Source organism: Streptomyces cinereospinus (genome assembly GCF_042430725.1).
In the GTDB taxonomy this organism is placed as follows: domain Bacteria; phylum Actinomycetota; class Actinomycetes; order Streptomycetales; family Streptomycetaceae; genus Streptomyces; species Streptomyces cinereospinus.
Map to the genome: position 1 here is coordinate 47,974 of NZ_JBHMCY010000024.1, position 13,164 is coordinate 61,137.

The 13,164-nt window shown below is 74.1% G+C and carries 12 protein-coding genes and 1 pseudogene; 8 read left to right on the forward strand and 5 right to left on the reverse strand.

All coding sequences use genetic code 11. The features are described from left to right. Window positions 1–37 precede the first annotated feature (37 nt). Window positions 38–1,648: an alpha/beta hydrolase gene (locus tag ACFF45_RS14970; protein WP_381346497.1), complete on the reverse strand. Its 1,611-nt coding sequence runs from the start codon at window positions 1,646–1,648 to the stop codon at window positions 38–40. Between the two features lie 305 nt (window positions 1,649–1,953). Here ACFF45_RS14970 and ACFF45_RS14975 point away from each other — a divergent pair, with 305 nt between their 5' ends. Then, window positions 1,954–2,646 carry a chaplin gene (locus ACFF45_RS14975; protein WP_381346498.1) on the forward strand — a complete coding sequence of 231 codons (693 nt, stop codon included), beginning with the start codon at window positions 1,954–1,956 and terminating at the stop codon, window positions 2,644–2,646. Between the two features lie 503 nt (window positions 2,647–3,149). Here the strand turns inward: ACFF45_RS14975 and ACFF45_RS14980 are convergent. Next, window positions 3,150–3,590, reverse strand: a complete 441-nt coding sequence (locus tag ACFF45_RS14980; protein WP_381346500.1) for an SPW repeat protein — start codon at window positions 3,588–3,590, stop codon at window positions 3,150–3,152. A 92-nt stretch (window positions 3,591–3,682) separates the two neighbouring features. Between ACFF45_RS14980 and ACFF45_RS14985 the strand changes: the two are divergent. Beyond that, a pseudogene (locus ACFF45_RS14985) lies at window positions 3,683–4,200 on the forward strand (winged helix DNA-binding protein). Between the two features lie 173 nt (window positions 4,201–4,373). Then, window positions 4,374–4,541: a DUF8839 family protein gene (locus tag ACFF45_RS14990; protein WP_381346502.1), complete on the forward strand. Its 168-nt coding sequence runs from the start codon at window positions 4,374–4,376 to the stop codon at window positions 4,539–4,541. 100 nt (window positions 4,542–4,641) lie between these two features. On the opposite strand, the gene ACFF45_RS14995 is transcribed toward ACFF45_RS14990, so the two are convergent. Continuing rightward, window positions 4,642–5,673 carry an acyl-CoA dehydrogenase family protein gene (locus ACFF45_RS14995; RefSeq protein ID WP_381346504.1) on the reverse strand — a complete coding sequence of 344 codons (1,032 nt, stop codon included), beginning with the start codon at window positions 5,671–5,673 and terminating at the stop codon, window positions 4,642–4,644. Between the two features lie 93 nt (window positions 5,674–5,766). Here ACFF45_RS14995 and polX point away from each other — a divergent pair, with 93 nt between their 5' ends. From polX to ACFF45_RS15010, 3 genes are all read left to right on the forward strand, one after another. Further along, window positions 5,767–7,512: a DNA polymerase/3'-5' exonuclease PolX gene (gene polX, locus ACFF45_RS15000; protein WP_381346506.1), complete on the forward strand. Its 1,746-nt coding sequence runs from the start codon at window positions 5,767–5,769 to the stop codon at window positions 7,510–7,512. A gap of 235 nt (window positions 7,513–7,747) precedes the next feature. Beyond that, complete coding sequence (locus ACFF45_RS15005) at window positions 7,748–8,449, forward strand: chitinase (protein ID WP_381346551.1); 702 nt, start codon at window positions 7,748–7,750, stop codon at window positions 8,447–8,449. 60 nt (window positions 8,450–8,509) lie between these two features. Then, window positions 8,510–9,883: a phosphoinositide-specific phospholipase C-related protein gene (locus ACFF45_RS15010; RefSeq protein WP_381346508.1), complete on the forward strand. Its 1,374-nt coding sequence runs from the start codon at window positions 8,510–8,512 to the stop codon at window positions 9,881–9,883. A 475-nt stretch (window positions 9,884–10,358) separates the two neighbouring features. Here the strand turns inward: ACFF45_RS15010 and ACFF45_RS15015 are convergent, their stop codons facing one another. Beyond that, window positions 10,359–10,949 (reverse strand): TetR/AcrR family transcriptional regulator, encoded by a 591-nt coding sequence (locus ACFF45_RS15015; protein WP_381346510.1) that lies wholly within the window; start codon window positions 10,947–10,949, stop codon window positions 10,359–10,361. 137 nt (window positions 10,950–11,086) lie between these two features. Between ACFF45_RS15015 and ACFF45_RS15020 the strand changes: the two genes are divergently transcribed. Both ACFF45_RS15020 and ACFF45_RS15025 read left to right on the forward strand, forming a co-directional pair. Further along, the gene (locus ACFF45_RS15020) at window positions 11,087–11,479 is read left to right on the forward strand and encodes a VOC family protein (protein ID WP_381346512.1); all 393 of its coding nucleotides are present in this window, start codon (window positions 11,087–11,089) and stop codon (window positions 11,477–11,479) included. A gap of 152 nt (window positions 11,480–11,631) precedes the next feature. Beyond that, window positions 11,632–12,672: an adenosine deaminase gene (locus ACFF45_RS15025; protein ID WP_381346513.1), complete on the forward strand. Its 1,041-nt coding sequence runs from the start codon at window positions 11,632–11,634 to the stop codon at window positions 12,670–12,672. Here ACFF45_RS15025 and ACFF45_RS15030 read toward each other — a convergent pair. After that, entirely contained in the window at window positions 12,642–13,151 is a 510-nt protein-coding gene (locus ACFF45_RS15030; protein WP_381346515.1) for a mycothiol transferase, read from the reverse strand. The genes ACFF45_RS15025 and ACFF45_RS15030 overlap by 31 nt on opposite strands. Window positions 13,152–13,164 lie beyond the last annotated feature (13 nt).

A 13,164-nucleotide genomic window follows, 5' to 3' on the forward strand; every position in this document is an offset into this window, starting at 1 on the left:
CCGATTCACGTATCGGGCATTTGGGGCGCGGTGATCGTCACGGCCGGGCTCCGCCGCCGTTCCCGGACCCGCAGGAGCTGCCGCTCGCGGGCAGGCTGCCGTACAGCAGGAAGGCGTCGACCTTGCCGCGCACGCACTTCGACGAGGCGTAACCGGTGTGGCCGTCGCCCTTGTTGTCGAGGACCACGGCCGACGGCCCCAGCCGCTCGGCCGTCTGCACCGTCCAGCGGTACGGCGTGGCCGGGTCGCCGCGGGTGCCGACCAGCAGCATCCTGGGCGTGTCGACGTCCTTCACCCGCTCGCGGATGAAGTCGGTCCCCCTGGGGCGGCCGTAGCACAGCAGGAACTGGGTGAGGCGGAACCGGCCGAAGACCGGCGACGCCTCCTCGTACGCGGCGCGCAGCCGGCCGAGGTCCCGGGTGATCTGCCGGGCCGTGGGGCGGTCGGGGTCGTCGGCGCAGTTGATCGCCATCAGCGCCGCCGGAAGGTTGTCCAGGGGGACGTCCTCCTGGTCCACCAGCCCGCCGTCGGCGGGCGGCGCGGGCCGGTGCCGCTCCCCGGGCGGGCCGGGCGCGAGGCCGCCGGTGGCGAAGGCCTCCACCCCGCGCGTGTCCCCGTCCTCCACCAGCAGGGCCAGCGCGCGCTCCAGCGACGGCCACATGTCCCTGCTGTACAGCGCCTGGCCCAGCGCGCCGACCAGGTCCTGGCCGCTGAACGTGCCGCTGAACGGCGTCGGCACCGGGTCCTCGTCCATCGACCGGACCAGCCGCACGACGGCCTCCCGGGCGGCCCGCGCGTCCTGGCCGAAGGGGCAGCCGACGTCCTGCACGCACCAGTCGAGGAAGTCGTCCAGCGCGACCTGCTGCCCCGCGGCGCCCGCCAGGCCCTGCCGGGTGAGCGACTCGGTCAGCGTGTCCACCCCGTCGAGCGCCATCCGGCCCACCTTGCCCGGGAACTGGGTCGCGTACACCGCGCCCAGCCGCGTGCCGTAGGAGAAGCCGAGGTAGTTGAGCTCGTCGTCGCCGAGTGCCTGGCGTATGACGTCCAGGTCGCGGGAGGCGTTCACCGTGCCGATGTGCGGCAGTACCGGCCCGGAGTGCTTGGCGCACTCGCGGGCCGCCTTCTGCAACTGCCGCAGCACCGCCTGGGGATCGCGCAGCGCCTCGTCGGTCCCGACCGTGACGCCGGCGCCGCCGAACGGGTCGCTGCCGCAGCTGACCGGGGAGGACCGGCCGACGCCGCGCGGATCGAAGCTCACCACGTCGTAGCCGTCGGACAGGTCCATGAAGTCGTCGCCGGAGGCCGCGAGTTCACTGACGCCGGGGCCGCCCGGGCCGCCGAAGTTCAGCAGCAGCGAGCCGCGTTTCTCGCCGCTCGCCCGGAACCTGGCCAGGGCCAGGTCGAGGGTGCCCGCGCCGGGCCGGGCGTAGTCGAGGGGCACGGTGACCTTCCCGCACTGCAGGTCCTCGGGGGCCTGCGCGCCCTCGCACGCCGTCCACGCGACCTTCTGCCGGTAGAACCGGGTGAGGTCGGGCTGCTTGTCGTCCGCGGCCGCGGCCGGCAGGCCGGCGCCCAGCAGCGCCAGGACGATGGCCCCGGCGGCCGCGTGGCGTCGTACCGCGCGCCACGGTTCCAGCTTGGCCGGCATGGATGCCTCCCGGGCCGCAATCCGCCGGGGGGCCGGCGGACGGCGCCCTCGCTCACGATAGGCGGCGTTCGGGCGGGCCGCCTCCGGACCGGCGGATCCTCGGGGACCGGCGTTCGCCCGCCACTCACCCGTCCGATGCAGGTGATCACCGAGTGTGCCGGGTGGTTCGGACGAATTTACTGCTGGTTCGACAACCCTGCCACTCGATGGGGTGAAAGGCGGATAAGCCATAACTCGGATGGTTCACCTGCGTTTTATCCGGTGCGGGTGAGCGCCCGTGACCACGTCCGGAAGGCAAGGACTCCATGAAACGGGTTACCCGAAACGGTCTGATCGCCGTCGCCGCCGCATCGGGCGCGATGGCTGTGACGTGTCCGGCGTACGCCGACTCCGCGGCCGACGGGGCCGCGGCCGGCTCGCCGGGTGTGATCTCCGGCAACACCGTCCAGCTCCCGGTGCACGTCCCGGTGAACGTGTGCGGGAACACCGTGAACGTGGTGGGGCTCCTCGACCCCGCCGCGGGCAACCGGTGCGCCAATACGGGGGGTGCCGGGCACCAAGGCCCCGGGCCGGGAGCCGCGACCGGCGGGGGAGCGGCCGCCGAGGGCGGTGGACAGGATGCGCCGGGGGTGATCTCCGGCAACGGGGTGCAGCTCCCGGTGCGTCTGCCGGTGAACGTCAGCGGCAACACCGTGAACGTCGTCGGCGTCGGCAACGGGGCGGCCGGCAACGAGTCCGTGAACATCCCCGGCGACCGCCCGGTCCGGCCCGAGCGCCCCGCGTCACCGCCCCCCGAGCGGCCGGCGCCCCGGCCGTCGGCCCCGCCGAAGGCCCGCCCGGTCCCCGCGCCGGTGGCCCCGCGCGCCGAGCCGCCCGCCCCGACCGGCCTCGCGGACACCGGCGCGGACGCCGTCCTGCCCGCCGTGGCCGGCGCCACCGCGATGGTGCTGGGCGGTGCCGTCCTCTACCGGCGCCACCGGCCCCGGGCGGTGCGCTGAACCCGGGCGGCTCGCGGCCCGGCCGGGGGAAGGCCCCGTCGGGCGGGTGGTCACCGGCGGGGCCCGGGACCGCGGCGGACTCCGGGGGCCGGATGCGATCACCTGTGGCCACCCGGTCGTGGTTCTCGGCGAGCACCCTGCCGTCCGCGCCGGCCGGCACCGGTCCGAACGGCTCGTCCCGGCCTCCAGCGTCTGGGCGGCCCGCTCGACACGCCGGCGCAGGTACGGCAGGCACCGCGTCGCCCGCCATGCCGTACGCCTCCGCCATCCTCGGCGTCGCCCGCGCGCCCCTTCGGCGGGACCGGCACCGGGACCGGTGCCGGGCCGGGTGCCGGGCGTCAGGCGCGCGTGCGGGCGCAGCGCCGTGCCGGCGGGCGGGTGCCGCCCGTCAGAGGGCCCGGGACGTCCGGGGCCGGGCGGCTCGGGCACGGAAGGGGCCGGTCCGCCGCAGGCGGCGGGCCGGCCTCGGTGTCACTCATGTACTCCCTTCCTGTCGGGGATACCTACGGCTTGGGGGCGCTCTTCGCCGCCGTACCGGCGCACACCAGGGCCAGGATCACGGCGAGGGCGCCAATGATGATGTTGTTCCAGACGGCACCGGCGTCCGGGTTCGCGCCGACGATCCACGGCGCGACGATCATCCACGCGCCCAGTGCGCACATGGCCCAGCTGAGGCCGTACATGCGTTCAGGTGCACGGGTGAACCCGAGGGCCAGCAGGCCGATCGCGATCCCTATGATCAGGTTGTGGGTCGTGAGGGCGGGCTGGCTGGTGCTGTAATGGACCACCCAGGGGGACACGGCGCAGTACAGGCCGAGCAGGAACACCGGTCCGTCCACGAGCGCCACGTCGCGACCGCCGAGCACGCGGGCGTACCGGTCCCGCATCTCGAGTGCGTCGGGGTGGCTCGTGATGTCACCTCTGGTGGGGTGCACGTTGGCCATGGCTCGTCTCCTTTGCCTCGGCTGGCCCGACCGCGTCTGGTGCGGTATGCGGTAAGCGCCGCGTATGCTCATTCTGCTCTTATTTCGCCTTTATGTGTAGAGGTCACTGCTCTGATCACCGTGGACAGGATCGATCACGCGGACGGCGCGGGCGGACGGCGGCCCCCTCGGGGGGTGCCGGGCTGCGGTTCCTCGCCGCGCGGCCGCGGCGGATGAACGTCGAGACCGACCGCCTGGTCCACGGCTTCGCGTCGGCGGCCTGAACGCCACCGGCGTGCAGGCGCTCGCGGCCGTCCTGGACGCCGGGCCGATGGCTCCTGGACGGTCGCGCGAACACCTCGGACTCGCCACCGGGGCCGTCTCCGCCCGCGGGGAGCGGCTGGAGCGGGCGGGACTCGTCCGGCGGGTCCGGGGCAGCGCCGACCGCCGGGTGGCGCACCTGCGGCACGCCTCCGCCGCACGGTCGAGGGCCGGCTCGTACTACCGGCCGCTCGCCGCGGCCACCGCAGCCGCCCGGGCCCGGTTCTCCGAGGCCGGACCCGCCGTCGCGCCGCGCTTCCTGGCCGCCCTCACCGAGGAACTCGCCCCGCACCGGGCCTCGGACGGCTGACCCCGGGCACCGACGGAGCGCCGGGACAGCCGCCCGTGATCTCCTGTCCGCGGTTCGTCGCTCCCCGGTCCCGCGGGTGTACATGATCGCCGGGATCGCGGGCACGTGAATCGTACGGAAAGTGTCCGTATCCGTCGAGGGTTCGACGTTGCACGGTGGAGGTGTCTGCGGCTATGGGTGCGAAGGTGATGGAGCGTTTTCCCGCCGGGGCCCCGCGAGGATCGTGGCCGGCGGAGGAGTACGCCGCCGCACTGCGCGCCGAGGGCGAGCCGGCGACGGTCGTGATGGACCTGAAGTCGGACGCGTTCCTCGTCGTGGTGCCGGCGCGCGACGAGGACTGAGCCGTCACCGACCGGGCGGCGGGGAAGTCGCCGCCCCGGTCGCCGGGGCCGCGGCCGGCGGCTCGACGCGGTCCGGCCACCGCCCCGAGTGCCGTCCTCCTCAGGACGCCAGGGCGGCGAGATGAGCCCGCCGCGACTCCGCCGTCTGCCCCTGGACCAGCAGGAACATCCCCTCCCGCGCGAGCCGTTGGGCCGTGCTGGTCAACGCCGTCGCCCGGCCCCCGCCGGCCACCACGGCCGCCGTGGTCGCCGCGCCCAGCACCTCGAACGACCGCAGCCTGAGGGCCAGCCGCTCGTCCAGGTGCGCGTGCGGTGCCGCCTCGTCGGCCAGCGCGTAGGCGCGGTCGCGGACCTCCGCGAGGCGGGTGCGCAGCGGCCCGGCGGTGCCCTCGTCCAGCAGGGCGAGGGCGGCCTCGGCGACGCCGAAGACCGCGGGCGAGGCGGTCACCGTCTTCGGCCGGTCCTCGGCGGCCCACCGCTCGTACGGGGTGCGCAGCGCCACCGCCTCCTCGGGCAGCCACAGCCCGTCCAGTTCCAGCGCGACGGTGCGCGCGGCGGTGAGCGCCACGAGGCGCATCGGCGGCGAGGCGCGCAGCCCCGGCTGCTCCCGCGCCTCGGTGAACGCGAACAGGGCCTCACCGGCGTCGGTCACCCCGGCCAGCAGCATCACGTCGTTCAGGCCCCACCCGGTGTACCAGGGCACGGTCCCGTCGAACCGCCACCCGCCGCGCTCCCGCACCACTCGCACCGGCGTCCGGGGGAACGCCCGCAGATGCGCGTACGCCACCCCCGACAGCAGCTCACCGCGGGCCATCGGGCCGAGCAGCCGCTCCCGCACCGCCGGCGCACCCTTGACCAGGGCCGCGACCGGCGTGTGGTGCTGGGTCTGCACGAACCAGGTCGAGCAGCACGCCCCCGCCAGGATCTCCGCGACCTGCCGGGCCACCGGCGCGGGCGCGGCCGCGCCGCCGTACGCCTCGGGCGCGCCCAGCCCGAGCAGACCGGACCGCCTGACGGCCGCGATGTGGCCGGCGGGCACCTCCGTGCGGTCCACGGTCTCGGCGTTCGGGGCGAGGAGGCGGTCCGCGAGCTGCCGGGCGCGGGCGACGAGCGGGTGCGACGAGGTGGTCATGGCAGAGATCCTCCGGCGCCGTGGCGCGCGGTGTCGACTGCGGGGCGGCCCGTGCGCGGTCCGGGGCGGAGCCGCCGCGCCTACCCTGGAGACGTGGCTCGTGCCAACGATGAGGTCGCCGCGCTGTTCGCCGAGTACGCGGACCTGATCTCGATCACCGGAGGAGACGCGTTCCGCGCCCGCGTGTACGAGAAGGCCGCCCGGTCGATCGGCGGCCACCACGCCGACGTGTCCCGGCTCGACCTCAAGGGGCTCCAGGAGATCCCCAACGTCGGCAGGTCGATCGCGGAGAAGATCGTCGAGTACCTCGGCACCGGCCGGGTGTCCGCGGTCGAGGAACTGCGGGCCAGGATCCCCGCCGGGGTCCGGCGGCTGACGGCCGTCCCCACGCTCGGCCCGAAGAAGGCCATGGCGGTCTACCAGGAGCTGGGCGTCTCCTCGATCGAGGAACTGGTTGACGCCATCCGCGACGAGCGGCTGCGGGACCTGAAGGGCTTCGGGCCCAGGACGGAGCAGAACATCCTGCACGGGATCGCGCTGCTGCGGTCCTCCGGTGACCGGGTGCTGATCGACGCCGCGATGGACGTCGCCGAGAGCGTCGTGGCCCGGCTGTCGACGGCGGCCGGCTGCCGGCGCTGCGCGTACGCCGGTTCGCTGCGCCGCGGCCGCGAGACCATCGGGGACGTCGACGTGCTCGCCGCGGCGGACGACTCCGAGCCGCTGATGCGGGCGTTCACCGAGCTGCCGCGGACCCGCGAGGTCGTCGCGCACGGCACCACCAGGACGTCGATCCGCACCACCGAGGGCCTCGCCGTCGACCTGCGGGTCGTACCGCCGGACTCCTGGGGAGCGGCCCTGCAGTACTTCACCGGCTCCAAGGCGCACAACATCCGCACCCGGGAACGGGCCGTGCACCAGGGGCTGAAGCTCTCCGAGTACGGGCTGTTCGACGCCGAGACCGGGGAGAGGATCGTCTCCGAGACGGAGGAAGAGGTCTACGCCCGCCTCGGCCTGCCCTGGATCCCGCCGCCGCTGCGCGAGGACCGCGGCGAGATCGAGGCGGGGCTGCGCGGCGAACTCCCCGAGCTGGTGCGGGAGTCCGACCTCCGGGGCGATCTGCACACCCACACCGACCTCACGGACGGCCTCGCCCCGCTGGAGCAGATGGCCGCCGCGGCCGCCGCACGCGGCCACGCCTACTACGCGATCACCGACCACGCGCCCAACCTCTTCATGCAGCGCATGACCGACGAGCGGATGCTCGCCCAGCGCGAACGCGTCCGGGAACTCGACGCCGAGTACGGGCGGCGCGGCGCACGCGGCGGGACACGGCTGCTGCACGGCGTGGAGCTGAACATCGATCCGGACGGCGGCGTGGACTGGCCGGACGACTTCCTGGCCGGCTTCGACCTGTGCGTGGCTTCGGTGCACTCGCACTTCAACCAGTCGCGGGACGCGATGACCCGGCGGTTCCTGCGGGCGTGCGAGAACCCGTACGTCAACATCATCGGCCACCCCACCACCCGCGTCATCGGCAAGCGGCCCGGCGTCGACGCCGACCTGGACGCGCTGTTCGCCGCCTGCGCCCGCACCGGCACCGCCCTGGAGATCAACTCCCATCCCGACCGGCTCGACCTCGACGACGAGCACATCCTGCGGGCCAGGCGGTACGGGGTGAAGTTCGCCATCGACAGCGACGCCCACTCCACCCTCCATCTGGCGTATCTGCGCTACGGGGTGGCCACGGCGCAGCGCGGCTGGCTCGCCAAGGACGACGTGATCAACGCCTGGCCGCTGACCCGCCTGCGCCGCTTCCTGCGCAAGGGGCGGACCGGGTAGCGGGCCCGGCCCCGCACCCCCTGCTCACTCCTCGCGGTCTCCGCGCGTCCGCACGGGCTTTCGCCGACTCCCCTCTGCGAGGCGGCGGTTGACCGGCCTGCGCCCTTGACTGGTACAGACCAATGCGGTTGAGTGTCGGTCCAACCCCCCACCACGGCCGCCCCCCCTCGTTCCTCCCCCGGGGAGCGGCCGTGCACCGCAAAGGAGCTGAACCGTGTCGAGACGTCGTGTCCGCATGCGCATCTCCGCACTCCTGAGCTCACTCGCCCTCGCGGGCGCCGCCCTGGCCCTGCAGCCGGCCCCCACCGCTGCCGCCGCCGGGTTCGTGGTCAGCGAGGCGCAGTTCCACCAGATGTTCCCGAACCGCAACGCGTTCTACACCTACAGCGGTCTGACCGCCGCCCTCGGCGCGTACCCCGGTTTCGCGAACACCGGCAGCGACACCGTGCAGAAGCAGGAGGCGGCGGCCTTCCTCGCCAACGTCGCTCACGAGACCGGCGGCCTGGTGCACGTCGTCGAGCAGAACCAGGCCAACTACCCGCACTACTGCGACGGGAGCCAGCCCTACGGCTGCCCGGCCGGGCAGGCCGCCTACTACGGCCGCGGTCCCATCCAGCTGAGCTGGAACTTCAACTACAAGGCCGCGGGCGACGCGCTCGGCCTGAACCTCCTGGACAACCCGTGGCTGGTGCAGAACGACGCCTCGGTCGCCTGGAAGACGGGCCTGTGGTACTGGAACACCCAGAGCGGCCCCGGCACCATGACCGGCCACAACGCCATGGTCGACGGCGCCGGCTTCGGCCAGGCCATCCGCAGCATCAACGGCGCCCTGGAGTGCGACGGCAGGAACCCGGCGCAGGTGCAGAGCCGGGTCGACACCTACCAGCGGTTCGCGCAGATCCTCGGAGTTTCACCGGGCGGCAACCTCTCCTGCTGACGCCCGTTCGCGGGGCGTGGTGTCATGCACCTGACTGCGAATTCCCAGGAGGGCATCGTCATGCGTCGCACCCCCCACGCCTTGCTCGCCACGACCGCCGCGCTGGCCGCCGCGGTCGTGGCCCCCTCGTCCCCGGCCGGGGCCGCGGCGGCGGTCCCGGCCGCGGGCACCTACTACGTGCAGAGCACCGTCACCGGTCTGAACGCGGCCGACGCCCAAGGCGTCGTCGAACAGCACAGGCCCCGGGGTGACGAGGACCGCCAGCAGTGGAACCTGCGGCCGAGCGGATCCTCGTACGTGCTGGAGAGCACCGACGCCGTCGGCAGCTGCCTCGGCCGCTCCGGCGACCGGGCGCGGACGGTCGGCTGCGCGAGCGCCGACGCGGCCTGGGAGATCACGCCCACCGGCGCCGACCGGTACACGCTCACGGCCCCCGGCACCGACCGCCACCTCACGCTCGCCCCGCAGCCGTCCGGCGCCACCCACCCCGCGCCGCTGGCGATCGGCGGCCCCGGCACGCTCGCCTCCTGGTACCTCACCCCCGTCAGCCCGGCCACCGCCCCCATGCCGCCCGAGGACCGGCGCACCCTCGACCAGGTCACGTTCCTCACCTCGCACAACGCCTACGCCAACGGCGTCGACGGCGGCTTCGCCCCGCCCTTCGTGAACCTCGCGCCGAACCAGTCGCGCGGCATCACCCAGCAACTCGCCGACGGCGTACGGGGGTTCATGCTCGACATCCACCAGACGCCCGACGGGGCGATCCTCTGCCACAACAGCTGCACCCTGGTCAGCAGGCCGGTCGCCCTCCGGGCCGACCTGCAGCGGATCGTGGACTTCCTGCGGGCCCGTCCCGACCAGTTCGTCACCGTCTTCCTGGAGGACTACGTCGACCCGGGCGTCCTGCGCGCCGAACTGGCCCGGGTGAGCGGTCTGGAGCAGGTCCTGTACCGCCCCGACCGGACCGGCGTGCGCCAGCAGGGCTGGCCCAGGATGGCCGACCTGGTCGCCGCCGACGACCGGCTGCTGATCCTCACCGACCACAGCCGCGCCGCCGACCAGGCCGCGGGCCTGACCCGGGACAGCTTCGGCGTGATGTACCAGCGCGAGTGGACGGTCGAGAACCATTGGTCCATGGGCTCGGGCCTCGGCTCCTCCGACTGGTCCTGCTACAGCCGCTGGTACGACCCGGACACCAACATCCCGCTGACCCACACCGAACCGGGCTTCCGCCCGCTGTTCGTGATGAACCACTTCCGTGACGTCCCGATCAGCGGCACGGTCAGCACGGACAACGCCAAACTCGCCGACCGCGCCCGCCGCTTCTGCCAGCCGGCCGCCCGCAAGAAGCCCACCTTCCTCGCGGTGGACCGCTACGAACTGGGCGACACCGCGGCCGCGGTGAACGCGCTGAACACGTACACGTATCCGTAGCACCGCGCCCGCCCGGCGCCGGGCGGGACGGGCCCCGGCCGCTGGGCCGACGACGCCGATGGCGCGGCCGGTCCAGCACACAGGTGCCGGACCCCGGCACTGTGTTCCTCGCACGAGGCCCGAGACACTCCAGGAACCGGAGCGCTTCCGGGGGAAGGCGCGCGCGGTGCCCCGTCCCGAGACGGGGAGCGGTGGCTCGCCGCCGCGCGGCCGCGCGCGTCCCTCGGTCCGCGAGGGGACGGTCCGGTCGTGGGACGGCCGGGTGGACCGGCCCTGCTGCCCGTCGGCTTTCCCGGCCCGCGTCCGTACACCCGGCTGATCGCTTCCCTCGGCCTCGCTGCACCGCCCGAGGACGCGACGACGCCACGGCTGCCGTCCGGGGGCCGCCCGCTGCCGATCGCGGGCTGCGACGACGATGGTCCCGCGGGCGCGTTCGGTGAGGCGGTGTTCGTCCCCGCCGGGACACGGGCCGGGGCTACCCCGCCCCCTGTCCGGCTGTCACGATGCGCTCGACCGCCGCCGTCACCAGGTCCTCGCGCTCCGCCTCCGTGAAGACGTCCGGCAGGGTGAGCTGCTCGACGATCAGCCAGTTCAGCGCCAGTATGAGCAACTTGACGGCCATGGCGTCGCCGGGCAGGCCGGAGGCCTCGTGGTGGGCGACGTTGGCGTCGACGTCGGCCCGGACCCGTTCGGTGAGGACCCTGCGCAGCTCCGGGCGGCGGGTGGCCTCCAGGCGGAGTTCGAGCAGCGCGAGGTAGCCGGTGCGGAAGGCGGCGACGCGGCCGACCAGTTCGCGCATCAGCTCCGCGTACGTCTCCCGGTCCCGGTCGGCCGCCCGCTGGCGGGCGAGGGTGGCCTCGTCGGGCTGGAGCCGCTCGTAGACCCGGGCGCCCGCCTGGGTGAGCAGGTCGTCGCGGTTGGCGAAGTAGTTGGACGCGGTGCCCACCGGCACGGCGGCCTCCGCGTCCACCGCCCGGAACGTCAGGCCCCGGGCGCCCTGCTTGGCCAGCACCTCGATCGCCGCGTCCACCAGGGCGGCGCGCCGCTGGTCGTTCCGTCGCACCACTGGCACCACTCCATGCGTAGTACTACATGCACACCACTCAGGGTCAGGGTACTACTGCCCCGCCGCGCGGAGGTGACTGGTGTCTCTGGCGTTTTACGTATAATCTCTCCGGTCGGCCGCCCTCCCGGAAGGTCCAGATGAGACGCATCGCCCTGGTCACCCTCGTCGTCGACGACTACGACGAGGCGATCCGCTTCTTCACCGAGGCGCTCGGCTTCCGGCTCGCCGAGGACGCGCCCCGCGAGGACGGCTCCCGCTGGGTCGTGGTGGAGCCCGGGACGGACGGCGCCGGCGCCGCCCTGCTGCTCGCCCGCGCCAAGGGGGAGCCCCAGCGCGCCCGGGTGGGCGACCAGACCGGCGGCCGCGTCGGCTTCTTCCTGCACACCGGCGACTTCGCCCGCGACCACGCCCGGATGCTCGCCGCCGGAGTGACCTTCCTGGAAGGGCCGCGGCATGAGCCGTACGGCACGGTCGCCGTCTTCCAGGACCTCTACGGCAACCGGTGGGACCTGCTCCAGCCCGCCGGCTGACGCGCGCCCCGCGCACCCCCCTTCGCGCCCGGGCCCGTCGCGCCGTCCGTGACCCGGCCCGCTCCCGCACCTCGCCACCACCCCGCCCCAGGAAAGGCGCACCATGGCCGCTAGGCGCGTAGGCAGAGACCCTCCGCCGCCTCCCCAAGGCCGTGCTGCACGACCACCTCGACGGCGGCCTGCGGCCCGCCACCGTCGTCGAGCTCGCGGAGACGGTCGGCCACACCCTGCCCACCACCGACCCCGACGCGCTGGCCGCCCGGTACCACGACGCCGCCGGCTCCGGCGACCTGGTGCGCTACATCGCCACCTTCGAGCACACCCTCGCCGTGATGCAGACCCGCGAGGGCCTGCTGCGCACGGCCGAGGAGTACGTCCTCGACCTCGCGGCGGACGGCGTGGTGTACGGCGAGGTGCGCTATGCGCCGGAGCTGATGGTCAAGGGCGGGCTGGCCCTGCCCGAGGTGGTCGAGACCGTGCAGGAGGGGCTGGCGGCGGGCATGGCGAAGGCGGCCGCCGCCGGCACGCCGGTCCGGGTCGGGCCGCTGCTGTGCGGCATGCGGATGTCCGACCGCACCCGGGAGATCGCCGACCTCGTGGTCGCCTTCCGGGACGCCGGCGTCGTCGGCTTCGACATCGCCGGCGCCGAGGACGGCTTCCCGCCCGCCGACCACCTGGCCGCCTTCGGGCACCTGCGCCGTGAGAACGTGCCGTTCACCATCCACGCGGGCGAGGCGCACGGCCTGCCCGGCATCCGCCAGGCGCTGCAGGTGTGCGGCGCCCAGCGCGTCGGCCACGGCGTGCGGATCACCGACGACATCCCCGACCTCGCGTCCGGCAGCCTCGGCCGCCTCGCCGGGTGGGTCCGCGACCGCCGGATCGCCCTGGAGATGTGCCCGACCTCCAACCTCCAGACCGGCGCCGCCACCTCGATCGCCGAGCACCCCATCACGGCGCTGAAGGACCTCGGCTTCCGTGTCACGCTCAACACCGACAACCGCCTGGTCTCCGGCACATGCATGACCCGCGAGATGTCCCTGCTGGTCGAGGAGGCCGGCTGGACGGTCGAGGACCTGCGCACCGTGACCGTGAACGCCGTCAAGAGCGCCTTCATCCCGTTCGGCGAACGGAGCGCCCTCATCCGGGAGGTGATCCTGCCCGGCTACGAGGTCCGCAGCAGCCCGCGCGCGTAGGCGGCCTGTCCGACGTGCTGGAGGTCGTCGGACAGGACGCTCACCAGCCGGACGCCGAGGCTGACCGGCGGGTCCCAGCGGTCGTCGACGATCGTCTCCAGGTCCTTGGCGGCCAGGCCGCGCAGGAAGCCGAGCGTCTGCTCGTGCACGGCGTCGTAGTAGCCGGTGAGCAGGTCGGGGGAGTCGACCCGCACCTTGGCGACCTTCGCCGGGCTGTGCCCGTACCCCGTGTCGTGGCGTGGCAGGCCGAGCCCGAAGCGCCGCTCCCAGTCCTGGGTGAGCCAGACCTGGTCGAGCCCGGCCGCGTCGGCGACGTGGTCGTCCTGGACCCGGGCGAGGTGCCAGACCAGCCAGGCGACGGAGTTGGCGGCGGGGCCGGGCCGGGCGTTGAGGTCGTCGGCGGTGAGGCCCTCGACGGCCGCGTGGACCTCTTCGCGGATGCGGCCGTAGCCGTCGATGAGGATGTCCTTGGCATGCATGGGTTCCACCATG